The 21,006-nt window shown below is 34.5% G+C and carries 24 protein-coding genes and 1 pseudogene; 21 read left to right on the top strand and 4 right to left on the bottom strand.

Going from position 1 to position 21,006, the window contains the following annotated elements; translation table 11 throughout:
* Positions 1-190: 190 nt before the first annotated feature.
* Positions 191-1,633 carry a MocR-like pyridoxine biosynthesis transcription factor PdxR gene (gene pdxR / locus GFJ36_RS15885; RefSeq protein ID WP_097890260.1) on the bottom strand — a complete coding sequence of 481 codons (1,443 nt, stop codon included), beginning with the start codon at positions 1,631-1,633 and terminating at the stop codon, positions 191-193.
* 124 nt (positions 1,634-1,757) lie between these two features.
* Between pdxR and GFJ36_RS15880 the strand changes: the two genes are divergently transcribed.
* The gene (locus GFJ36_RS15880; RefSeq protein WP_157349677.1) at positions 1,758-2,669 is read left to right on the top strand and encodes a DMT family transporter; all 912 of its coding nucleotides are present in this window, start codon (positions 1,758-1,760) and stop codon (positions 2,667-2,669) included.
* 18 nt (positions 2,670-2,687) lie between these two features.
* On the opposite strand, the gene GFJ36_RS15875 is transcribed toward GFJ36_RS15880, so the two are convergent.
* Entirely contained in the window at positions 2,688-3,155 is a 468-nt protein-coding gene (locus tag GFJ36_RS15875; RefSeq protein WP_097890259.1) for an NUDIX hydrolase, read from the bottom strand.
* Positions 3,156-3,251: 96 nt separating this feature from the next.
* Here GFJ36_RS15875 and GFJ36_RS15870 point away from each other — a divergent pair, with 96 nt between their 5' ends.
* From GFJ36_RS15870 to GFJ36_RS15845, 6 genes and pseudogenes are all read left to right on the top strand, one after another.
* Positions 3,252-3,653 (top strand): DUF3980 domain-containing protein, encoded by a 402-nt coding sequence (locus GFJ36_RS15870; RefSeq protein WP_097858987.1) that lies wholly within the window; start codon positions 3,252-3,254, stop codon positions 3,651-3,653.
* A 17-nt stretch (positions 3,654-3,670) separates the two neighbouring features.
* On the top strand, positions 3,671-4,141 hold the full coding sequence (locus tag GFJ36_RS15865; RefSeq protein ID WP_098082545.1) for a GNAT family N-acetyltransferase: 471 nt from the start codon (positions 3,671-3,673) through the stop codon (positions 4,139-4,141).
* Between the two features lie 48 nt (positions 4,142-4,189).
* On the top strand, positions 4,190-5,080 hold the full coding sequence (locus GFJ36_RS15860; RefSeq protein WP_098230651.1) for an AraC family transcriptional regulator: 891 nt from the start codon (positions 4,190-4,192) through the stop codon (positions 5,078-5,080).
* 23 nt (positions 5,081-5,103) lie between these two features.
* A complete protein-coding gene (locus GFJ36_RS15855; protein WP_098082543.1) occupies positions 5,104-6,039 on the top strand; it encodes a serine hydrolase domain-containing protein in 936 nt (311 codons plus the stop codon).
* A 99-nt stretch (positions 6,040-6,138) separates the two neighbouring features.
* Complete coding sequence (locus GFJ36_RS15850; RefSeq protein WP_098230650.1) at positions 6,139-7,170, top strand: SDR family oxidoreductase; 1,032 nt, start codon at positions 6,139-6,141, stop codon at positions 7,168-7,170.
* Positions 7,171-7,225: 55 nt separating this feature from the next.
* Positions 7,226-7,659: pseudogene (locus tag GFJ36_RS15845) on the top strand (SMI1/KNR4 family protein).
* 63 nt (positions 7,660-7,722) lie between these two features.
* Here GFJ36_RS15845 and GFJ36_RS15840 read toward each other — a convergent pair.
* The gene (locus tag GFJ36_RS15840; RefSeq protein WP_142291768.1) at positions 7,723-7,920 is read right to left on the bottom strand and encodes a hypothetical protein; all 198 of its coding nucleotides are present in this window, start codon (positions 7,918-7,920) and stop codon (positions 7,723-7,725) included.
* Positions 7,921-8,115: 195 nt separating this feature from the next.
* Between GFJ36_RS15840 and GFJ36_RS15835 the strand changes: the two genes are divergently transcribed.
* The 6 genes from GFJ36_RS15835 (at position 8,116) to GFJ36_RS15810 (ending at position 11,778) form a co-directional block, all read left to right on the top strand.
* The gene (locus GFJ36_RS15835; protein WP_001167593.1) at positions 8,116-8,505 is read left to right on the top strand and encodes a GntR family transcriptional regulator; all 390 of its coding nucleotides are present in this window, start codon (positions 8,116-8,118) and stop codon (positions 8,503-8,505) included.
* Entirely contained in the window at positions 8,493-9,365 is an 873-nt protein-coding gene (locus tag GFJ36_RS15830) for an ABC transporter ATP-binding protein (RefSeq protein WP_000432454.1), read from the top strand. The genes GFJ36_RS15835 and GFJ36_RS15830 overlap by 13 nt, the downstream gene beginning before the upstream one ends.
* Positions 9,353-9,970 carry an ABC-2 transporter permease gene (locus GFJ36_RS15825; protein ID WP_000933342.1) on the top strand — a complete coding sequence of 206 codons (618 nt, stop codon included), beginning with the start codon at positions 9,353-9,355 and terminating at the stop codon, positions 9,968-9,970. The genes GFJ36_RS15830 and GFJ36_RS15825 overlap by 13 nt, the downstream gene beginning before the upstream one ends.
* A gap of 29 nt (positions 9,971-9,999) precedes the next feature.
* Complete coding sequence (locus tag GFJ36_RS15820; protein ID WP_097890253.1) at positions 10,000-10,293, top strand: YfzA family protein; 294 nt, start codon at positions 10,000-10,002, stop codon at positions 10,291-10,293.
* Positions 10,294-10,644: 351 nt separating this feature from the next.
* A complete protein-coding gene (locus GFJ36_RS15815) occupies positions 10,645-11,112 on the top strand; it encodes an NUDIX hydrolase (RefSeq protein ID WP_088063843.1) in 468 nt (155 codons plus the stop codon).
* Positions 11,113-11,133: 21 nt separating this feature from the next.
* On the top strand, positions 11,134-11,778 hold the full coding sequence (locus GFJ36_RS15810) for an alpha/beta hydrolase (RefSeq protein ID WP_098230649.1): 645 nt from the start codon (positions 11,134-11,136) through the stop codon (positions 11,776-11,778).
* 47 nt (positions 11,779-11,825) lie between these two features.
* On the opposite strand, the gene GFJ36_RS15805 is transcribed toward GFJ36_RS15810, so the two are convergent.
* Entirely contained in the window at positions 11,826-13,769 is a 1,944-nt protein-coding gene (locus tag GFJ36_RS15805; RefSeq protein ID WP_098230648.1) for an elongation factor G, read from the bottom strand.
* Between the two features lie 264 nt (positions 13,770-14,033).
* On the opposite strand from GFJ36_RS15805, the gene GFJ36_RS15800 reads away from it, so the two are divergent.
* The 8 genes from GFJ36_RS15800 to GFJ36_RS15765 all read left to right on the top strand — a co-directional run bounded on the left by GFJ36_RS15800 (position 14,034) and on the right by GFJ36_RS15765 (position 20,551).
* Positions 14,034-14,462, top strand: a complete 429-nt coding sequence (locus GFJ36_RS15800; RefSeq protein ID WP_000204169.1) for a MarR family winged helix-turn-helix transcriptional regulator — start codon at positions 14,034-14,036, stop codon at positions 14,460-14,462.
* An 18-nt stretch (positions 14,463-14,480) separates the two neighbouring features.
* Entirely contained in the window at positions 14,481-15,119 is a 639-nt protein-coding gene (locus GFJ36_RS15795) for a nitroreductase family protein (protein ID WP_073515489.1), read from the top strand.
* A gap of 46 nt (positions 15,120-15,165) precedes the next feature.
* On the top strand, positions 15,166-15,459 hold the full coding sequence (locus GFJ36_RS15790; protein WP_097890250.1) for a putative quinol monooxygenase: 294 nt from the start codon (positions 15,166-15,168) through the stop codon (positions 15,457-15,459).
* 145 nt (positions 15,460-15,604) lie between these two features.
* Positions 15,605-16,537 carry an AAA family ATPase gene (locus tag GFJ36_RS15785; RefSeq protein ID WP_097890249.1) on the top strand — a complete coding sequence of 311 codons (933 nt, stop codon included), beginning with the start codon at positions 15,605-15,607 and terminating at the stop codon, positions 16,535-16,537.
* Complete coding sequence (locus GFJ36_RS15780; RefSeq protein WP_097890248.1) at positions 16,534-17,643, top strand: DUF58 domain-containing protein; 1,110 nt, start codon at positions 16,534-16,536, stop codon at positions 17,641-17,643. Before GFJ36_RS15785 ends, GFJ36_RS15780 begins: the two co-directional genes overlap by 4 nt.
* A 15-nt stretch (positions 17,644-17,658) precedes the next feature.
* On the top strand, positions 17,659-18,387 hold the full coding sequence (locus GFJ36_RS15775) for a hypothetical protein (protein ID WP_098230647.1): 729 nt from the start codon (positions 17,659-17,661) through the stop codon (positions 18,385-18,387).
* Between the two features lie 258 nt (positions 18,388-18,645).
* The gene (locus tag GFJ36_RS15770) at positions 18,646-19,152 is read left to right on the top strand and encodes a DUF3902 family protein (RefSeq protein WP_097890246.1); all 507 of its coding nucleotides are present in this window, start codon (positions 18,646-18,648) and stop codon (positions 19,150-19,152) included.
* Positions 19,153-19,384: 232 nt separating this feature from the next.
* Positions 19,385-20,551, top strand: a complete 1,167-nt coding sequence (locus tag GFJ36_RS15765) for a serine hydrolase domain-containing protein (protein WP_098230646.1) — start codon at positions 19,385-19,387, stop codon at positions 20,549-20,551.
* The last annotated feature ends 455 nt before the right edge of the window (positions 20,552-21,006 follow it).

The following is a 21,006-nucleotide window of genomic DNA, read 5'->3' as shown; positions in this document are numbered from 1 at the left end:
GATTCATCCTCCACTGATTATTAGTTGAACCAATCGGGCATTTACGGGCAGTTGATCTCCCACCTAACTTCTTTGTTACAGCTGAATTTTGAGCTGGGAGTTTTATTGCCCGTTAATGCGGGGGAACTAGGTTCGTGTTGATAATAATGGTAGATTTTTCTTTTGTCAAACGATAGAGCTTTATGTAAAGTTATTTTTCACAAACTAAAATAGCTTCTCGCAAACGAGAAATACCTTCCTCAATTTGATCAATATTCACTTTTCCATAAGATAAACGAATATAACCATCTTTCGCGCCAAAAATACTACCTGGCATAAAGGCGATTTCTTGTTTTAAACTTTGCATAATAAGTTGCTTTTCATTTATTGGTTCTTTTAATTTTCCCCATATGTATATACCACCGGTCGGGTTCGAAAAAGAGATTTTATCGTGAAGTTGCTCGTTTAGGGCACGAACGATAACGTCTCTTTTTTCTGCTAGTTGTTTTCGTAACGGCACGATATGAGACTGAAATGGTACGGTTTCGAAAAATTGCTGCATAAGCCACTGCGGGAAAATACTCATGCCTAATTCCATTTGGTGTCTTGCGTCGGATAATCTTTCTACTACAGACTGCGGGGCGACAAGCCAGCCGACTCGTAAACCTGGTGCAATCATTTTTGATAAAGAATGTACATAAATGACAGTTCCGTTCTCATCAATCGATTTTAAAGTAGGGCAAGGCTGTTTCTTTTCTAGCGTAAGTAAACTGGACGGATCATCTTCCACAATCGCAATTCGTAAGTCTGCACAAAGTGATAACAGTTTTTTTCTACGGTTTGGATGAAGCATAGTTCCCGTAGGATTTTGGAAGTTTGGATTTAAAAAAATCATTTTAATACGATGCTTTCTATATAATTCTTGCACATCATCCGGATTAATACCATGTTCATCGACAGGTAACGGGAAAATACGAATACCTGCTGATTGGAATAACGGTAAGGAATAACAGTGTGAAGGACTTTCAAAAGCAACTGCATCACCGGGATTTAATAAACATTGAACGATAAGGTGAAGTGCTTGCTGTGCGCCAGATGTAATCATAATGGATTGTTCAGTCGCTTCAACTTTTAAATATTCCTTCATATATTTTACGACCGCTTGTCTTAGCGGCAGATAGCCTTGCGGATGATCGTAACTTAATGAATGCGTTAACGGTTGTTCTCGTAAAATCGTTTGTAGTTGATCGTGAGGATAGAGGTTACAACCGAGCTCTCCATTTGCAAAATCTATAATGTTTTTATTTTGTTGTACTTCCGCTCGAATATGGCGAAGTAAAGGTAAGTTTGGTAAGAAAGTACCACCTTCTACGAAATTTCTCCAGTTCGGCGTTAATGTTGGAGAAACGCCCCACATATGTGTACTTACACGTGTCCCTTTACCAGTCGTACTTTCTACAATTCCCATAGCGCGTAGCTCATTATAAGCAGTCGTTACTGTACTTCGGTTTACATTTAACTGTGTAGCTAATTTCCGTTCGGAAGGGAGGAAGCTACCTGGAGGAAGTTCTCCGTATGTAATACGTTTTTCAATAAAGTCAACAACTTGCTGATAAATAGGAATTTTACTGTCGTTATCTAGCTTCCATTCCATACAAACACCTCCGCATCTCTTATATACATTCAGTATAACAAATTGGCTGGGTAAAAAAACAGCCAATTGGACGGTGTTATATCCAGCCAATTTTACTATGCTAAATATGGAAGGGGAGATTCGGATGAAACGATGGCAAATGGAATGGCTCCTAGTATCAGTAGCATTAGTATGGGGAGCAAATTATACAATTGGAAAGTATGGCGTGGCATATATGTCATCCATTCAATTTAATAGTTTACGATTTTTAGTAGCATCTCCGGTATTATTACTTATTACATTTATGATGGAACGCTCATTACGTATTGAAAGAAAAGATTGGTTTCGATTAGTAGCAGTCGGTATCGTTGGTACGGCAATGTATCAAACGATGTTTATGCTATCTGTGAAATATACTTCAGCAACGAACGCCTCATTATTAATTGCGATGTCACCTATATTTACAGGGATATTAGCAGTATTACACAAACAAGAACGTTTTTCGATGAAAGTACAAATTGGTTCAATAATAGCGTTTATTGGTGCAGCATTCGTTTTATTAACAGGACATACAGGAGGAGCTACTTATGAATATGCGTGGCTCGGAAATGTAATTGGATTAGTCGCAGCAATTGCGTGGGGATGGTATCCAATATTAGCGCAACCTCTTATTACAAAATACTCCGCAATGAGAGTCACATCATGGTCTACTTTAATTGGGATAGTACCACTTGTTATATACTGTTTATTCAACGTAAATTCTTTAACGTGGCCAGTAGATACGCCAAGCTGGGGATCACTAGCATATTCAATCATCTTTGCAACCATCTTCGGACTAGCAATGTGGTATGTCGGTATTAGTCAAATAGGTTCAACAAAAGTAATGGTTTATATGTATCTCGTACCATTATTCGCAGTTATCTTTGCAGCAGTAACAATTGGGGAGCAAATTAATATGATGCAACTCGTTGGCGGACTTATTATCTTTGTGGGTCTATATGTTGTAAAAAAAGGCGGAATGAAAAAGCCAGCTCTCAATTTAAAAAAAGTAAGTTAACAGTAAAAAGGATCTCTTTCATATAGAAGGAGATCCTTTTTGTTTTCGTAATAAAAGGGTTTGTTTAACGGCCCATTTTTGATGATCGTGAAGGAGAAGTTCGACAGCAAGTAAAGGAGACATCCACCTTAGAACATGATCATCCTCACAGTTTTCAGTTTGTTTCTGCACCATGTTCGCAATATAAAAGAACCCGTCATTTAAATAATATATATCTTCATTTTCTGCATAAAAATATCGAGCTGCATTACCGATATATTGATCAATTTCAATTGCCCATCCTAATTCCTCTAGTAGTTCACGGTGCAAACACTCTTCTTTTGTTTCATTACCTTCCATACCACCACCAGGTAAAAAGTAACGGTCTCCTTTTTGGATAACAGCAATCATTGAAGAAGATGAATGGAAAATAATCGCATAACAACTAGGTCTTAATACATAATGAGTGGTAGATTTTTTCAAGCCAAACGTAAGTTTTGAAATCATAAAATACGACCTTTCTCTATAAAATACATAAAAGGAATATTAAGGTAAATGCAGAATGGTATAAGTATAATCTTAATAGATTGGAGTGGTAACAACATGATAAATCGAAAATGTTCAAGGTGTAAAGAGATAACAGGTACGCTGCACGGTGGTAAAAAAATTAAGGAAGAATTTTTATGTGAGGACTGTTTGCAAAAAGGAATTGCGAACGGGGAAATCGAATTATCACAAGTGGAGCAAGAAAAAACTTCGTATCTTTCTATAAAAATATTAAAAATAATGAGTGTTATTTATTTAATAGTATCTATTATAACCCCTTTTTCTGCTGGAGCATTTATACAGGATCCAGGGCTTGGTGGAATATCCTTTTCAATAACAGGTGCAGTTGGTGTTATGATAATTGGATTGATATTCCAGTCTGTTCTTATATTTTGCGGGATATGGGTATTCATCCTATTAGTAGAAACAGTCATTAAAATATATGAAAAAATGAAGTGAGTGAGAGGGAGAAACATATGCGAGTTAGAAACATCCAAGGGGAAGATTATGTAAAGATTAATTCTGTTTTAAATGATTGGTGGGGCGGGAGAGATATGTCTGCTATGTTGCCAAAACTGTTTTTCGTTCACTTTCAAGAAACAAGTTTTATCATTGAAGAAGATGGAGAAACGTTAGGTTTCTTATGTGGATTTTTTTCACAAACATATAAAGATGAAGCATACGTTCACTTTATCGGTGTAAATCCGAAGTATAGAAGAAGAGGAATCGCATCGACATTGTATTCTTATTTCTTTGATGCCGCTCGTGCAAATAACCGTAAAGTTGTAAAAGCAATTACCTCACCAGTTAACAAAAAGTCGATACAGTTTCATCAAGAAATCGGTTTTCGGATTGAGGCTGGGGATGATGAGGTAGAGGGTGTATCGGTACATACAAATTATGATGGGAACGGCGGTAGTAGAGTTTTGTTTTTAAAAAATGTATAAAAGTAGGCTAGCTTAACGTTAGCCTTTTTGTTGTGAGGAGATAATAATATGGAGAGTAAACAAAGTAGAAATGAATACATACGACGCATTTACAAAGTACAAGATTATATAGAATCACACATAGATGATTCACTTTCAATTGAAGAGCTGGCGGATGTAGCAGGATTTTCAAAGTTTCATTTTCATCGTATTTTTAAGGGGATAGTAGAGGAGCCATTATCACGGTATGTAAACCGATTAAAATTAGAAAGAGCAACAAATTTACTTACATACCGTTTGGATATGACAATTACACATATTGCGTATCACTTCGGATTTACAGATTCAGCAGTTTTCTCCCGTACATTTAAAAGTCATTACGGAATAAGTCCATCTCAATATCGAAACGACAATAGCAAGAATTGCAAAGACGTAAGCGAAACTTCTCAATACAATGAGTGTAAGAAGGTTCGAGGAAATGTTGAAATTGTAACAGCGGATAATATAAACGTCGCATACAAAAGACATATCGGTACATATGAAGAGTTAACGATTGCTTTTCCAAAAATGATAGAGAAATTATTTCATTACGCAGCGGAGGAAAACTGTCATGTATTTGAGCATACGAAAGTATTAACCATTTATCACGATCATCATGAATTTACTGAGGGCAATCATTTACGAACTAGTTTATGTATAACAATTCCGAATGAATCCGCAGTAGAAACGAGCGACATTGGAATAATGGTAATACCTTCTGGAAAGTATGCGGTAGGTCATTTTGAAATATTCCAAGATGAATATAAAGGAGCATGGGATTTCTTATATGGTGAGTGGCTTCCAAATAGCGGATATAAACCGAGGGATTCATATCCTTTTGAAATGTATAAAAATGACCCAAGGCAGCACCCGGAAAAGAAACATATAGTTGATATATATGTACCTATCGAACCTTTTTAATCGTTGATTAAGGGGGAGGAACAATGCAAACTGCTGAAAAGCTAGACTGTATTATAAAAGAAGAATACAAAAATATTAATGGTATGTTAGTAGTGCAGAGAGGTAATGTTGTTTTTGAAAATTATTATAATGGCTACAGTCCAGATGATGCGTTTCATGTAGCGTCAGTTACAAAAACGATAATCTCTGCGTTAATTGGGATATGTATAGATAAGCGCTATATAAAAAGTGTTGATCAAAAAGTAATAGAATTTTTCTCGGAATATAACGTTCATTCACCTGAAATAACAGTAGGTCATCTTCTTACGATGACAGCTCCACATCCTTTCGTAGACTGGCAGGAACCGTTAGAAGAACTATGTACGCAACGAGATTGGGTACAGTATACATTGAATAGGATTGGACAAGGCGGAGAAATTGGGTCTTTTAAATACTCATCTGCAGGAGCTCATTTATTATCGGCAATCATAATGAGCGTAACAGGAAAAAATGCACGTGAATTTGCGAATGAATACTTATTTCAGCCACTCGGCATGAGAGAAATTCCAAACTATAATATGAAAGCATTTGGATTCGATGACTTATTTGGAAAAGATGTAAAGGGATGGGTTCATGATCCAAATGGTATTTCGACAGGCGGCTGGGGACTAACGTTAACAGTTAAAGATATGGCTAAGTTTGGACAGCTGTATTTGAGTGAAGGTATTCATAATGGAAAACAACTACTATCAAAATCATGGATAAAAGAATCGACAGAAATGAACCAAAATCAATATGGTTACTTATGGTGGTTACGAGAAGAGGATGGAATCTTTTCATACTGTGCCATGGGTGATGGTGGGAATATGATTTGTTGTATTCCGGAGAAGGATTTGGTGGTGGTGATTGCTTCTGAAGTTGTGCCAGAAGCAAAGGATAGATGGAGATTAATTAAAGAGTATATACTTTTGAAAGAGTAATGGTGAACTTGTAGAAAAATTTAAATGCTCTCCGTAACTTTCCTCAATAAAAAATCGTTAAACATTAGGAAGGGTTATTAATACGAATGGGGGAGAACCATGAAAATTTTAATTCTAGGTGGTACACGATTTTTAGGAAGAGCTTTTGTAGAAGAGGCATTAAAAAGAGGGCATGAAGTTACATTATTTAATCGCGGAACGAATAAAGAAATTTTTCCTGAAGTAGAGCAGTTAATTGGTGATAGAAATAATGATGTTTCAAGTTTAGAAAATCGAAAATGGGATGCGGTAGTCGACACGTGTGGATTTTCTCCGCATCATATTAGAAATGTTGGAGAAGTGTTACGGGATAATATAAAGCATTATATATTCATTTCAAGTCTTTCTGTATATAAAGATTGGATTCCGCATCAAATAAAAGAAGATTATATATTACAAGCTGAACCTACGGGTGATCAATTAAAGGCTGTGGAGAATGGTGAAGTTTCTCCTTATGAGTATTATGGTGCGCTGAAAGTATTGTGTGAAAAAGAAGCAGAGAAGTATTGGCCGGGGCGTGTTCTACACGTAAGAGCAGGACTTCTTTCAGGTATGTATGATTATACAGACCGGCTTCCATACTGGATTGGGCGTGTAGCAAAGGGAGGAGAAGTGTTAGTTCCAGGAAGAAAAGACCGCCCAGTGCAGGTAGTTGATATAAAAGACGTCGCAAACTGGGGAATAAACATGGCAGAAAACAATAAAGCAGGTACATTCAATGTAACAGGTCCAAGTTATGAATTGACGATGGAAGAGCTATTAAATACTTGTAAAAAGGTTACGAATAGTGATGCTGCATTCGTTTGGGTAGATGAATCGTTTTTGAATGAATATAAGGTGCAGCCTTGGACAGAGATGCCACTATGGCTTCCTGAAACATTTTCATTAGAAGGTGAGACGAAGCCGTGGAAAGGTGGTTTTTCTATTAGTATTGAAAGTGCTGTTAAAGAAGGACTTACTTTTAGAAGGTTAGAACATACAGTTACAGATGTGTATGAGTGGATAAAGAGTGTGGATGAATGGGAATTAAAAGCAGGTATTTCAGGAGAGAGGGAGAAAGAGTTGCTAGAAAAGTGGTATCAATCAATTTAGGGAATCCTTTTTGTATGTAATTGATTGAACATAAGCGATGGAAGGATAAAAAGCTATGTGGAAAAACACAATTCACAGTATCTCACAAAACTTAAGTTTCAATAATCCAGCTAAAAAGGATGAACTCGCTGAAGTTCACAAAAATTTGCAGGTGGAATTACCGAATGATTTATATCAATTATTACAGGAAACAAACGGTGTAGAAGGTGAATACGGGGATTTTATATGGTCTACTTCAAAAATTAAAACTGAAAATATGAATATGAGAAATATAGTTGATTTCAAGGGTTTATATATATGCCTTTTGACTGTTTATTATTTATTGCTGATGGCGGAAATGGTGATTTGTTTGGTTATTCCATTTTGAATGGAATCGTGCAAAGAGATGATATATATGTATGGAATCATGAAAATGATAGTAGAACTTGGGTTGCTCCTTCGTTAGAAACGTTTATGAAGTGGTGGGAAAGTGGGAAGATAAAAATTTAAATATAGTATCATGAAAAACGCCTTGTTACGAAAGAAACAAGGCGTTTTTGACAATCAACTAATCTACCAGTCTATCGGTTCTTCCCCGTACATGTCCCATAACTTAGGAAACATCTTTTTTAATCCTTCTTTGTCATCTTCATCCCAGTCTAACTTGATATCAACTTCCTCAGATTGTTCTTCTGTTTCAAACTCTTTTGCTTTCACACTACCAGCTGTGCCAATTTCTCCGTAAAACACAACGTAGTCTTTATACCGCATTAGATAGCAGTAAGACCTCCACCTCAAAATCGAGCAAATACGAGGAAGCCCCGTATAAATAAGTTGTATGAATTACATGTATTATTAGATTGTGTTTGTGACTATATTTTGGGAATTTTCTGTTGATTTACAATGTACGATAGTATATATTGTATATAAAGTATATATACAATATTTTTAAAAAGAGGTATTTGCATGCAAATCGTTATTACGAACACTTCAAAGGAACCTATTTATGAACAAATTGGTGTCCAAATAAAAAAACTTATTTTACTAGGTGATTTAAAGCAAGGAGATGCTCTTCCTTCAATGCGTCAGTTAGCAAAAGATTTAAGAGTAAGTATTATTACAACGAAAAGAGCATATGAAGAACTGGAAAAAGATGGTTTTATTTATTCGATTGTCGGAAGGGGGTCCTTTGTAGCAGAACAAAACATTGAAACTATGAAAGAAAAAAAATTAAAGACAGTTGAAGAAAAGTTGTGTGAAGCGATTCAAAATGCTAAACAAATGGATGTTTCTTTAAATGATCTAAAAGAAATGCTTACAATTTTATACGAGGAGGAAAACTCTTGGAAAACGTAATAGAACTTCAAAATGTCAGTAAATCTTTTAAAGGATTTCAAATTAAAAATTTTTCGATGGAAGTAAAAAAAGGATTTGTTACGGGTTTTATTGGGGGAAATGGATCAGGTAAATCTACAACGATTAAAATGATTATGAATCTAATGAACCCGGATAGTGGAAATGTCTCCTTATTTGGCATGAACTATTCGACTGATGCGAAGCGAATTAAAGAAAGAATTGGTTTCGTTTATGACGATAATGTGTTTTATGATGAACTCACATTAAAGGAAATTACTAAAATTATTGCGCCTGCTTATAAAAAATGGGATTTTAACCAATTTACATATTATAAAGATCTGTTCGAATTACCATTAAATAAAAAAATGAAAACATTCTCCAAAGGAATGAAAATGAAAGCCTCTCTTGCAATTGCCCTTTCACATCATGCTGAACTAATTATTATGGATGAGCCTACTTCCGGACTCGACCCGGTATTTAGAAGAGAATTATTGGATGTTTTACAAAATATTATGCAGGATGGTGAGAAAACTATCTTTTTCTCATCTCATATTACAACGGATTTAGACCGCATTGCTGATTATATTACATTTATTCAAAATGGGAAGCATATTTTTACAAAAGATATTTATGCCATTGCAGAAGATTATATTTTGGTCAAAGGACCACTAGATATGTTAGATTTTGATACTGAGCGTGAATTTATATCTGTATGTAAAGCAAATACAGGTTTCGAGGGATTGATTGAAAATGTAAATTCAATCGAAACTTTATTTAATAAAGAAGTGGTGATTGAAAAACCAAGTTTAGAGGATATTATGTATTTCATGAAAAAGGGGGAGTCAAGATGCTTAATTTAATTAAAAAGGATTTGATTTTACAAAAAACTTTTTTACCTGCTTATCTCTTATTTCTAGTTACCTATTTGTGGGCCGGCATGGATGTAGCATATGTCATAATCATTTGTAGTGCCGTTTTTGTAATTAACACTTATCAATCTGATGATAAAGATAATGCTAATATTTTAGTAAACTCATTACCGTATACTAGGAAGGAAATTATAAGTTCAAAATACGTTGGAACCTTATTTTTTACAATAGTAATCATCCCCTTTTGTTTGGTTGGAAAATATTTCATTTTAGACAGCATGGAATTTCAACTTTCCTTAGAAAGTTACATCCTAGGCTTCTTGGCAGTCATGCTGATTACTGCATTTTACATCCCATTTTTTGTTGCATTTAAAGTGAAAACACTTGTACCAGTTTTTATATTTTTATCTATTGGAGTTATATATTTAATGCGAAATACTCCATATTTATTAAATAAATATGCTAATGGCGTACTGACCTTTTTAAAAGAGATTTCAGATTTGAAATTATTTCTTATATTTGCTGTCATAGCAGTGGGGTGCTATGGGGTTTCATGGATATTATCTATTCGTATCTATCAGAACAAGGCTCTTTAATAGCAAGTTCTAAAAGAAGGATCATTTAAATGACATCAAAAAAAGGGCGTCCTATTCGAATACGAAATTGGCTGAAAACTCTTGGAGCATTTTTCGTTATGCAACTAATTTTTATCATCCTTGATATGAATTCGTGGATACCGAACTTCAAGGAAGGAGGAGTTGGGGAGCGTCTCGTTAATGCAGAGTTCTTTACGGAATGGTTCGCTCCTTATAAAACAAAGCAATTTAACGTATTAACGGTAGTTATGGCTATTTTATTATTCCTAAATGTATTAACAATTGCAATAAAAGACGCTTTTTCTAGAAAAAGAATTAATTAGCACATAAGTTGACCTTGCGTCTTTTTTAATAATGTCTTAACAATATTTAAAAACAACAGGGGAAAGATAAAAACTCCATTTATTGAAGTTTTACTTTATCTTTTATAATGATGCCTTAAAAATTATTTGATTTTTCAGTTTTGTATATTGACAATGTTTCCATTCGTCCCCCATAATGCTTCTTTAGTGTGTGCAGTGATTGTGACATATGTATTTATACTTGTGATGACAAATGATGCGTATTGTTTTTGAAAAGTTAAAAAATTATTGAATGGAATAGAAAAATTTAGTAATCTTATTTGTACTGCGCATAAATAATAGTTTTGTAATGATACATTGGAGGGGGTTATTGTGGATCTTACGTTTAAAGTAGAGGAAACATGTTTTAATTACCGAGTCGGAGCAATTTGCAAACAGGATAATAAAATACTCATTTTGCAAGGTGACGGTGAAGATTTTTGGTATGTACCGGGCGGACGAGTGAAAATGCTAGAAAATAGTGAAGATGCATTAAAACGAGAGCTTGCGGAAGAAGTGGGTGTTCCTATTAAAGTGAAGAGATTAATATGGTCAGTAGAAAATTTCTTCACCCTTTCTGAGCGAAAGTTTCATGAAATTAGTTTTTACTATGAAGTAGAGCTGAAACAATTACCTGCAAATGGGGCGGATCAATATATTCTGAATGAAGAGGGTAGAACATATATGTTTAAGTGGGTACCGATAGAAGAATTAGATACATATAACTTACAGCCAGCGTTTATAAAAGATAAAGTAAAGGATGTATCAGTTCATACAGAACATATCGTTTTACAAAAGTAAACGTGTTTGGAGGGGGAAACGGTGAAGGGAACTAAAAAGGAAATACATATAGACGACAAAGTCATTCGTTACACACATATCGAAAAAGGTTCTAATACAATCTGTTTTATGTTTTCAGGTTCCGGTTACAATTATGATAAACCATTATTCTATTATGCAACGATGCTTATGCTTGAAAATAAAATAGATGTAGTACATATTCATTATTCTTATGACGAACAAGTAATGAATAAACTGATGGAAGAAGTAACAAAAATAATGATGGACGATATTAATCCTGTAATGAAGGAAGTATTAAAAGGTGAGCAATACAATCATACGATATTTTTAGGGAAGTCACTCGGAACCATTCCGATTGCAAATGATTTAATGAAGAGAGAAGATTTTTTACAGTCAAAAATGATACTACTTACACCTTTACTAACTTTTGATTCCATTTTTGAGTCGATTTTACATAGTCGTCACGAAGGGCTATTAGTAATTGGAGATAAATATCACCAATATAATGCAGATCAAATCGATCGGTTACATAAAACGAATTTACAAATTGAAGTTGTCAAAAATGCAAATCATTCTGTAAATGTTGGAGAATATGAAACCGAGAATTCAATCGAAGCAACAGCAAAAATAATAGAAAAGCTTAAAGAAGTTGTTAGGACAAACTAACTTATCAATACATGCAAAAAGAGGTGCAATTTGCACCTCTTTTTTACTTAATAAGCCTTAAGCACATGAAGTAAATAATCCTTACGATTCAGCGGATTATAATCAACACGTTTTCGAGTAGGGAAGGGAGCCTTCAGTTCTTTGTAACCAGATGGCTTCGTTGTAAAAATGCCTTCTCCTTCAGTGAATGAATGAAGCATTCGCTTAAAATTCTCTGTTTTCGCAACAGGTAATGAACCTGTTAACTCGTAAGAATCATTATTGAATATAGGATCTGCAAAAGCTGCTGGAATGGCAGCTAATTTATACATTGCGGTACTAATTGCACGTTCTGGTACAGTTAATTCAAATGCGTTTACTGGTTCAAATACACATGTTTCAGCTTGCTTTAAAGCATCCATTAAAACGAGTGGTGTTAAATTTCTAAAGTCACTCGCTGTTGTAACAGGGCTTGCATAACCAGTATGTGTTAACGTGACGATAATGTCCGTAACTTCCCATCCGTACAAACCTTGTTTTAACGTTTGAAATACTGTATCTTCAATTGCTTTATGAAATGCTAAAGGCAGCGATCCAAGTTCAACGCCTAACTTATATATTATGCCAGAATTCAGCTCACCACGTTCGATTTTAAAGCCAATTGTTGCGTAAAATGGATTCGCTTTTTCGCCCATTACTTCAACACTTTTCCCTATGCCAATGGGTTTCTCAATACATACGACACGCGTATTTGAGAAAGTAACTTGCAAATTATATTTCTCATAAAGAGTTGTTTCAATTACTTCTTTTTGAACTTCACCGAAAAGGCGAATATATAGTTCATTATGAATATCATCTTTCCACACTTTAATGAGCGGATCTTCTTCACATAGCTCCATAAGTGCAGCGTATAGATCATGAATACGTTCTTTTGGTAATGCTTCAATAGCAGCTTCCATTTGTGGTTCGGCAAAGTGAATATCTTTTATATAATCAGTCCGTTCACCGATAATATCACCAATTTTAATATCACTAAGTCCCCACACTTTGCCAAATTCTCCGCTAGGAACGATTGAAGCTTGAACTGCATTTCCGTTATGAAACATACATATTTTCTTAATCTTTTCTTTATGTGCTAGAGCGTCATCACGCAGTATATGAACATATTTTCTAACGTGTAAACGACCAGAAAAAACTCTTACATATGCAATCTTTTCCCCGGAAGGTTCACGTTCAATTTTAAAAACAACACCGGATAATACTTCATTTTCTGCCGACTTATTAGCGGGAATTAAGTCTGAAATATTTTCGAGCAGTTCAGTTACACCTGTACCTGTCATGGCTGAACCGAAAAAGATAGAGAACACATTTGCTTGCGCTATCTGTGTAATGAGTTCCTCTCTTAATAGTGTGCCCGGTACGATTTCATTATTTACATATGACTCAAGTAATGATTCATTATATGGTGCTAACAGTTCTATACAATTGTCATATGATTTGTATTCAATGATTCGGGCTTCTTTCGTTCCTTCGTTTTCTACAGAGTAGAAAGGGAATGCTTCATTTGAAAGAACCTCTTTTATTTGTTTCATAACTTTTTCAGTATTTGCGCCACTACGATCAATTTTATTAACGAATAAAATAGTCGGTATGTTTAGTTTCTGTAATGTTCGCATTAAAATTTTTGTTTGCGCTTGCACACCTTCAACGGCAGAAATAACTAAAATTGCACCGTCTAGAACACGGAATGATCGCTCCACTTCAGCTATAAAATCAGCGTGTCCAGGTGTATCAATGACATTTACTTTTAAGTCATTGATACAGAAAGAGACGACAGATGCTTTAATCGTAATTCCACGTTGTCTTTCTAATTCCATTGAGTCAGTTTGCGTATTACCACTATCTACTCGGCCAATTTCTTTAATCACATTCGTTTCATAAAGAATACGCTCAGTCAAACTCGTCTTGCCAGCGTCTACGTGCGCGACAATCCCTATATTTATTGTTGTCATATGTGAATATCCTCATTTCATTTTCCAGTTTTAATTCCTCATTTCTATTTGTGTATTGCCGCATTACAATCACTCTCCAGTCATTTGAATTATTACTATTATAATGTAATTTACATTTTTTGTAATGCTACAAAGCGCCTAAATTTGGAAAAATATAAATGAAAACAAAATGCTTGCATTTTAAATCGATATAGATTATATTAATTGACATATCAACTATTGATGTATCAAATATTTTTAAATTGGATATAAAGGAGGGGTAATTTGACAAGTTCATGCTCAAAAGAAGCGATTATTTTATATAAATTACACTTTCTAAATAAAGAAGTAAGTTCGAAGTTTGAAGGGTGTACGGGTATGAGCCAGTCTCGATTAGAGCTTATACTTCAATTATATGAAGTAGGTGAAATTAGCCAAAAAGCACTTCAACAAGAAGTGAATATTGATAATGCTGCGATAACGAGGCATTTAAAGCAGCTTGAGGCAAATGAAATGATTACAAGACGTAAAAATCCAGATGATAATAGAATTACATTGGTTTCTCTAACTGAGGAGGGACGAAATAAAATTCAGGCGTTTCAAGAGGAAAAAGAACGTTTTGCAGCTTCAGCATTTAAAGGGTTAAGTGAAGAACAGCGCGATAATCTTTTAACTATGTTAAATCACATTCAAGAAAATATAAAAGAACTATAAAAAAGGGAGAATTCAACTATGACTAACTCAGTAAAAACAAATGATTTTAACGAAATTTTAACAGGACGCCGTTCAATTCGTAAGTACGATCCTTCAGTGAAAATTAGCAAAGAAGAAATGACAGAAATTCTTACAGAAGCAACACTTGCACCATCATCTGTAAACATGCAACCATGGAGATTTTTAGTGATTGAAAGTGACGAAGCGAAAGCAACACTTGCGCCACTTGCGAAATTTAATCAATCTCAAGTAGAAACATCTTCAGCGATGATTGCTGTATTTGGTGATTTAAACAACTTTGATAACGCAGAAGAAATTTACGGTACAGCAGTAGAGCGCGGTTTAATGCCAGCCGAAGTAAAAGAAGATCAAATGAAAAAACTTTCAGGTTACTTCTCAATGGTTACACCAGAAGTAATGAAAGACACAGTACTAATTGACGGTGGTCTTGTAGCAATGCAATTTATGCTAGCAGCTCGTGCTCACGGTTATGACACTTGCCCAATTGGCGGATTTGAAAAAGACCAAATCGCAGAAGCTTTCGGATTAGATAAAGAACGTCACGTACCAGTTATGTTAATCTCAATCGGAAAAGCTGCTGACAGTGGTTACCAATCAGTTCGTCTTCCAATTGAAAAAGTTGCTGAGTGGAAGTAATTTTATAACAAGACAGAAATAAGTGAGATATGAGGGGAGAAACACCATGATTATAATTCACGCAATATTTCAAGTAGATCCAGCAAAACAACAATCATTTTTAGAAGAAATTCGTCCGCTCATTCATAGTTCAAGAGAAGAAAGCGGAAATGTATCTTATGATCTTTATAAAGATACGGAAAAAGAAAATGTATATACAATGGTAGAAGTATGGAAAGATGCAGAGGCAGTTGCGAGTCATAATACGAGTGAACACTTTACATCTTTCGTTAGTAAAGTAAAACAGTTTTTAACTGCTCCTCTAGATATAAAAGCTTACAATGGAGATTTAATAAAATAATTTGGTGAAAAAGATACCCTAAGCGCTTGCTATGGGTATCTTTTCTTATTTTGATAGGAATATATTTACTTTTACTGTGATGTGTTATAATTTGGAAATAAATAATTCTTAATTTTCAGAATAAATAAAAGCAGGAGGTAAATACATGAGTACATTAAAGAAAATTACGAACAATATTTCGAAAGTGATTATAGGAAAAGATGAAGCGATTGAACTTGCAGCTATAGCTCTTATAGCAAGAGGACATATTTTGTTAGAAGATGTACCTGGGACGGGAAAAACAACATTAGCGAAAAGTTTGGCTAAAAGTGTGGACGCTAAGTTTCAAAGAATACAATTTACAGCTGATACTTTGCCTGGAGATGTTATTGGTCTCGAATATTTTGATGTGAAGGAATCAGAATTTAAAACGAGGTTAGGGCCTATTTTTGCAAATATAGTAGTAGTGGATGAAATAAATCGAGCTGTACCGAGAACGCAATCTTCGTTACTGGAAGTGATGGAAGAATGTACTGTGACAATTGCGAAACAGACTCATTCATTACCAGAACCTTTTTTAGTAATTGCAACGCAAAATCCTCTTGAATCCGCCGGTACATTTCCTTTACCTGATGCTCAACTAGACCGTTTTTTACTAACTATACGTCAAGGCTATCCTACGAGAGAAGCAGAAAAGGAGATGATGAATCGTTTTCAAACGAATGATCCGTTAGAAACGTTACATTCAATTATTTCAACTGAAGAAATTATTACAGTGCAAAAACGAGCAAGAGAAGTGTTAGTAGGGAATGATGTGCAAGATTATCTACTTGAAATTATTGAGGCAACACGAAAGCATGAGCTAATTGAAATTGGTGTAAGCCCGCGGGGGACATTGGCGTTTATGAGAGCAATTCAAGCACGGGCAATATTAAATGAAAGAGATTATTGTACGCCAGATGATATTAAGACGCTTGCTGCATCCGTTTGTGCTCATCGTCTAACGTTAACGATTGAAGGGGAGATGAAAACGACGAAAGAACAAATCATGAAAGAAATTCTTCATACGATTAATGTACCAGTGGAGAATATACGATGAATCAACAGCTTGTGTATACACCATTAGCGGAGCCTTTCGTAATGGGAGTTATGTCAGTTGTAGCCATTATTTTATGTGTATTTTCAAGTAATCTACTGTTTTTATCTCTCGTATTTTTGTATGTAATTTTAATAGGTGCTATGCATGTATACATACGTAAAGTATCTCGTGTTGAATGGGAATATAGCCAAGGAAATTCAAACGTTTTTATAGGTGAAACGAATATGTGCAAAATGAAAATTTCAAATAAGTCGATATTTCCTATTTTCAATATCGTATTTCGATTTAAATGTGAAAATAAGCTAACTTGGAATCATGATGAAATAAACAAAAATACGAATACAGGTTCAAATTATTATATGAATTTACATTTAAAAGGAAGAGAGTCAGTTTCATTTGATTTGCAAGCTGTAGCTGTAAAAAGAGGAATTGCGAAATGGGAAGAAGTTGAAATTGTCATTACGGATCCCTTTGGATTCATAACGAACCATATAACATATAAACAAGTTGAAACGCCGTCCTATTTAGTCTTACCAGCTGTTCCGAAAATGCAAGTTCCTGAATTACAAGAATGGTCACGAGGATTTCGAAAAGCGATGTCATCACCCTTATATGATGAAACGAAAGTAATGGGAGTAAAGTCGTATGAAAATGAAGATTTTCGTTCTATCCACTGGAGTGCAACAGCGAAAACAGGGACGATAACCGCGAAAAAGTACGAGCGAACACAATCAGATAAATATGCGATATATCTCAATTTGCAAAATAAAAGCGGTATTTCTTTGCGAAATGATACAGAGGAACTCATTGAATTAACGGCGGGCATATGTAAACAACTGCTTATGCAAAACTGTTCATTTGAAGTATGGATCAATAGCGTAAAAGATAACGGTTTGCTACATATAAAGAACGGTCATAACCGAAAACATTTGCAAAATGTATTAAAAGTACTCGCCTCAATATCGGATCAAGATACCCCTGTATCTTCTACTTATTTTTACACAGCAGGTTTTCGTCGTAAAGAATTGGATGCTGTTCCTTTAATTTTTGGTACTTCTCCAAGGAAATACAGCAGAACGAATAAATGGGTTGTAATAAAAGAATAAGAAGGGGTTTATGTCATGGCTAATAAAGGGCGACATATGAAAGTGAAGATTTGGAGTGTTAAATTATTCATACTACTTTTCTTTACGGTTAGTGCGATAACATTATCACAAGGTGTTGTGCATGTACAAGACATAGTAAAAGGACTTTTTTTAAGTAAGACGGAGACAATATCGGAAAGAAATTATGATTTTACTACTGTAGACGCACAGTTTGATGAACCTGAAAGAATTATAGATGAAGAAACAGGAGTTGTAGATACAAGAACAAAAATAGATAGGAAAATTCCACTTTTTGTACGGAAAAATTCATGGACTGATGTGTTTTCTGTTCTTTCAAATTCATGGATTAGTGTCGTTTTTTATGTAATTATTGCAGTGGTGATTCTATATGCTTTTTATAAATTAATGAGGAAAAAGGTAACGAATTCAGAAATAGAACAGGATAAACAATCGATAACAAAAGAAAATACGGATAGAACCGAAAAGAACAAGAAAGTGAAGCAGCAGTTTGAACAGCCGTTACCTAAAGATAAGATAAGAAAAACGTTAGTGGAATGGGAAAGAACTTTACCATTTCATGAACAGCGAAGGTCTTATGAAACGATGCAACAATGGTTAACGAGAATTTGTAGAACGAGGGATATTATTCCGATATATGAGCCTGTCCGTTATGGAGAAAAGACGTATACGGAGTTAGATGTAGAGAAGACTGTACGATGGATAGAGCGGGACGGGAAAGGGTGACGTTAATATAAGTAAATAAAATTAATTTACAGTTAATTTTATTTACTTATATTTAATTGTATGGTAATGTATACTTACTTTTTTATATCGATACCAATGGAGAAAGGTTACCTTAGTAGAGTATTGCTCGTTGAATTTTTTGTGAGGTTATCTTCGCTTCATCAATATAGAATGAAAAAGAGATGAAACAATTACGAGTAGTATGTAAATAAAAAATTATTATTTATGTTTAAATTTTTGTAAGGGTGTGAAAAGAGAATGAAACCGGTATTGAAAAACATAATCCTTTCCTTTAGTTTTTCTGCAGCAGGGATGTGTTGGTTTCTATTTATGTTAGTTAGAGGAGGCGGAGACTGGTTATTGTCTTGGGTAGGTGTATTAATGGCATTTTTATCTTTATACACGTTAATAGATTTATATTGTAAGTATACATACGATAAAAAATCGAGCAAATTGTTTATCAACGCAGCGGTTACTACCTTTAGTTTTGCAGTATTGGGAATCACCTTTGGTATTGTACACGAGCTTTTACAGCCATGGAGTCTCAGTTTAATGGTTTGGTATTGGTTGTTAGTGTTACTTTTGTTTGTAACGACCATAATATTATTAGTTTTTCTATTATTTGTTAATCGTAAAAATTATAATATTCCTGGGAGATATAGAATACTTATACTGCTTAATCTATTTCTTATGTTAGCACCAGTACTATGGCCATTACTTCTTACTATTATCAGAAATGGCATGAACGCTAGTGCAGGATGGTAAAAGTGAATGAACTAAAAAGTTGATATAGGGTTTTAAATATGTAAAAGAACGAGTTTTCATAAATAGAGAACACGTTCTTTTTTTATTCTCATACATTACTTTTTCCCATCTGGTCGTCTAATTTTGAAAGTAAGTATTTCGTAAGGAATGGATAAGAAAAAAGAGAGTTTTATCATTTAGGATGAAAGTATAGCTTGAATCAATACGATATGAATAGAGGAGAGAAAGCCTTATGAAAAAATGTTCTTCCATTAAGTTAGCGAGTTTGGCAGTTTTATTAGCAGGTACTACTTTATTGACACCAAGTTTTACTGTGAAAGCAGAGTCTACTCAAAATATTTCTAATTCGTCAGAAGCACATGATCAAAAGAATCGGAATGGTTGGAAACGAGTTATGCAGGAAACAATCCAAATTGGAGCGCCAGGGGTATTAGCTAAGACGTATAATAACGGGAAAATTAGTAGTTATAATGCTGGCGTCGCGGATTTAAGTACAAAGAAATCGATGAAATCGGACTATCGCTTTCGGATTGGTAGTGTGACGAAAACTTTTACTGCTACGACTGTTCTTCAATTAGTAGGAGAAAATCGTGTGCAGCTTGACGATTCGATTGAAAAGTGGCTGCCCGGCCTCATTCAAGGAAATGGTTATGATGGCAATCAAATTACGATACGTCAACTTTTGAATCATACGAGTGGTATAGCTAATTATTTAAAGTCAAAAGACGCTGATATTATGGATTCGAAAAAAACGTATACAGCAGAAGAAATAGTAAAGTTAGGACTTGCTCTACCCCCAGATTTTTCGCCAGGTAAAGGTTGGTCGTATTCAAACACAGGATACGTAATGCTAGGAATGCTTATTGAAAAAATAACTGGTAATAGTTATGCGGAAGAAATTGAAAAACGAATTATTGAACCTTTGGATTTGGCAAATACGTTTTTACCAGGTAATTCACCAGTCATCCCAGGAAAGAATCATGCTCGAGGGTATATGAAAATTGACGAAACAAGTGAATTGAAAGACATGACGTATTATAATCCGAGTTTAGCTAATGCAGCGGGAGATATGATTTCAGATGCAGACGATTTAAATAAGTTCTTTTCATCTTTACTCGGTGGTAAGTTACTAAAGGAAACTCAGCTAAAAGAAATGATGACAACAGTTCCTACAGAAAGAGAAGACATTGGTCATGGATATGGTCTTGGAATTTATGAAACTAAACTTCCAAACGGTGCTTCAGTTTGGGGGCATACAGGGGGAATTCCTGGGTTTACTACTTTTGCTGGTGGAGTAATGGGTGGCAAACATACATTAGCTGTCAGTACTAATTCTTTAGGTGTGATTGATATTGGTACGCAGTTTAATAAAATGATGCAAATTGAATTTAAGAAATAATAGATGAAAAGAGTTCTACTATAGAGGTATATAAGCACTTGTATGTGATTTAATTGTTATTAAAATATAGTCTTAAAAAACCCCCGAATCATGAGCAATTTACTTCCCATGATTCGGGGTTTTTATGTGCTGTTACAAGAAAAGTAATGATGTATTTGAATTTTATTATTTTACTATAAATCTATTATATTTATTTGATATTTCTTATTTATAGTGACTTTTACATTTTTAAAATATTGGAACATACAAAGGTAAGTAGTTCTAGATTTTAGAGTTAATAATAAGTAAATTCTGATTTTTGTTGAAAAATATTCGAATGTATTTCCTTAATTTACATAATAATGTACTTTTATCGTATGAATTAATATCTTAAAGCGTATTAATGTTGACGGATTTCCGAAGGATAAAACAAAACATTTTTGGAAGATGAAAAATAGAACACATATACAAGTCCT

It is taken from the genome of Bacillus sp. EE-W1 (assembly GCF_009760835.1).
Lineage (GTDB): Bacteria > Bacillota > Bacilli > Bacillales > Bacillaceae_G > Bacillus_A > Bacillus_A wiedmannii.
Note: the sequence above shows the minus strand (reverse complement) of the source record. Positions and strands in the feature narration are given on the sequence as shown.

Coding starts and splice junctions, on each gene's coding strand:
- pdxR (WP_097890260.1), bottom strand. CDS start 1,633: ATGGAATGGAAGCTAGATAACGACAGTAAAATTCCTATTTATCAGCAA.
- GFJ36_RS15880 (WP_157349677.1), top strand. CDS start 1,758: ATGAAACGATGGCAAATGGAATGGCTCCTAGTATCAGTAGCATTAGTA.
- GFJ36_RS15875 (WP_097890259.1), bottom strand. CDS start 3,155: ATGATTTCAAAACTTACGTTTGGCTTGAAAAAATCTACCACTCATTAT.
- GFJ36_RS15870 (WP_097858987.1), top strand. CDS start 3,252: ATGATAAATCGAAAATGTTCAAGGTGTAAAGAGATAACAGGTACGCTG.
- GFJ36_RS15865 (WP_098082545.1), top strand. CDS start 3,671: ATGCGAGTTAGAAACATCCAAGGGGAAGATTATGTAAAGATTAATTCT.
- GFJ36_RS15860 (WP_098230651.1), top strand. CDS start 4,190: ATGGAGAGTAAACAAAGTAGAAATGAATACATACGACGCATTTACAAA.
- GFJ36_RS15855 (WP_098082543.1), top strand. CDS start 5,104: ATGCAAACTGCTGAAAAGCTAGACTGTATTATAAAAGAAGAATACAAA.
- GFJ36_RS15850 (WP_098230650.1), top strand. CDS start 6,139: ATGAAAATTTTAATTCTAGGTGGTACACGATTTTTAGGAAGAGCTTTT.
- GFJ36_RS15840 (WP_142291768.1), bottom strand. CDS start 7,920: ATGCGGTATAAAGACTACGTTGTGTTTTACGGAGAAATTGGCACAGCT.
- GFJ36_RS15835 (WP_001167593.1), top strand. CDS start 8,116: ATGCAAATCGTTATTACGAACACTTCAAAGGAACCTATTTATGAACAA.
- GFJ36_RS15825 (WP_000933342.1), top strand. CDS start 9,353: ATGCTTAATTTAATTAAAAAGGATTTGATTTTACAAAAAACTTTTTTA.
- GFJ36_RS15820 (WP_097890253.1), top strand. CDS start 10,000: ATGACATCAAAAAAAGGGCGTCCTATTCGAATACGAAATTGGCTGAAA.
- GFJ36_RS15805 (WP_098230648.1), bottom strand. CDS start 13,769: ATGACAACAATAAATATAGGGATTGTCGCGCACGTAGACGCTGGCAAG.
- GFJ36_RS15795 (WP_073515489.1), top strand. CDS start 14,481: ATGACTAACTCAGTAAAAACAAATGATTTTAACGAAATTTTAACAGGA.
- GFJ36_RS15790 (WP_097890250.1), top strand. CDS start 15,166: ATGATTATAATTCACGCAATATTTCAAGTAGATCCAGCAAAACAACAA.
- GFJ36_RS15785 (WP_097890249.1), top strand. CDS start 15,605: ATGAGTACATTAAAGAAAATTACGAACAATATTTCGAAAGTGATTATA.
- GFJ36_RS15780 (WP_097890248.1), top strand. CDS start 16,534: ATGAATCAACAGCTTGTGTATACACCATTAGCGGAGCCTTTCGTAATG.
- GFJ36_RS15775 (WP_098230647.1), top strand. CDS start 17,659: ATGGCTAATAAAGGGCGACATATGAAAGTGAAGATTTGGAGTGTTAAA.
- GFJ36_RS15770 (WP_097890246.1), top strand. CDS start 18,646: ATGAAACCGGTATTGAAAAACATAATCCTTTCCTTTAGTTTTTCTGCA.
- GFJ36_RS15765 (WP_098230646.1), top strand. CDS start 19,385: ATGAAAAAATGTTCTTCCATTAAGTTAGCGAGTTTGGCAGTTTTATTA.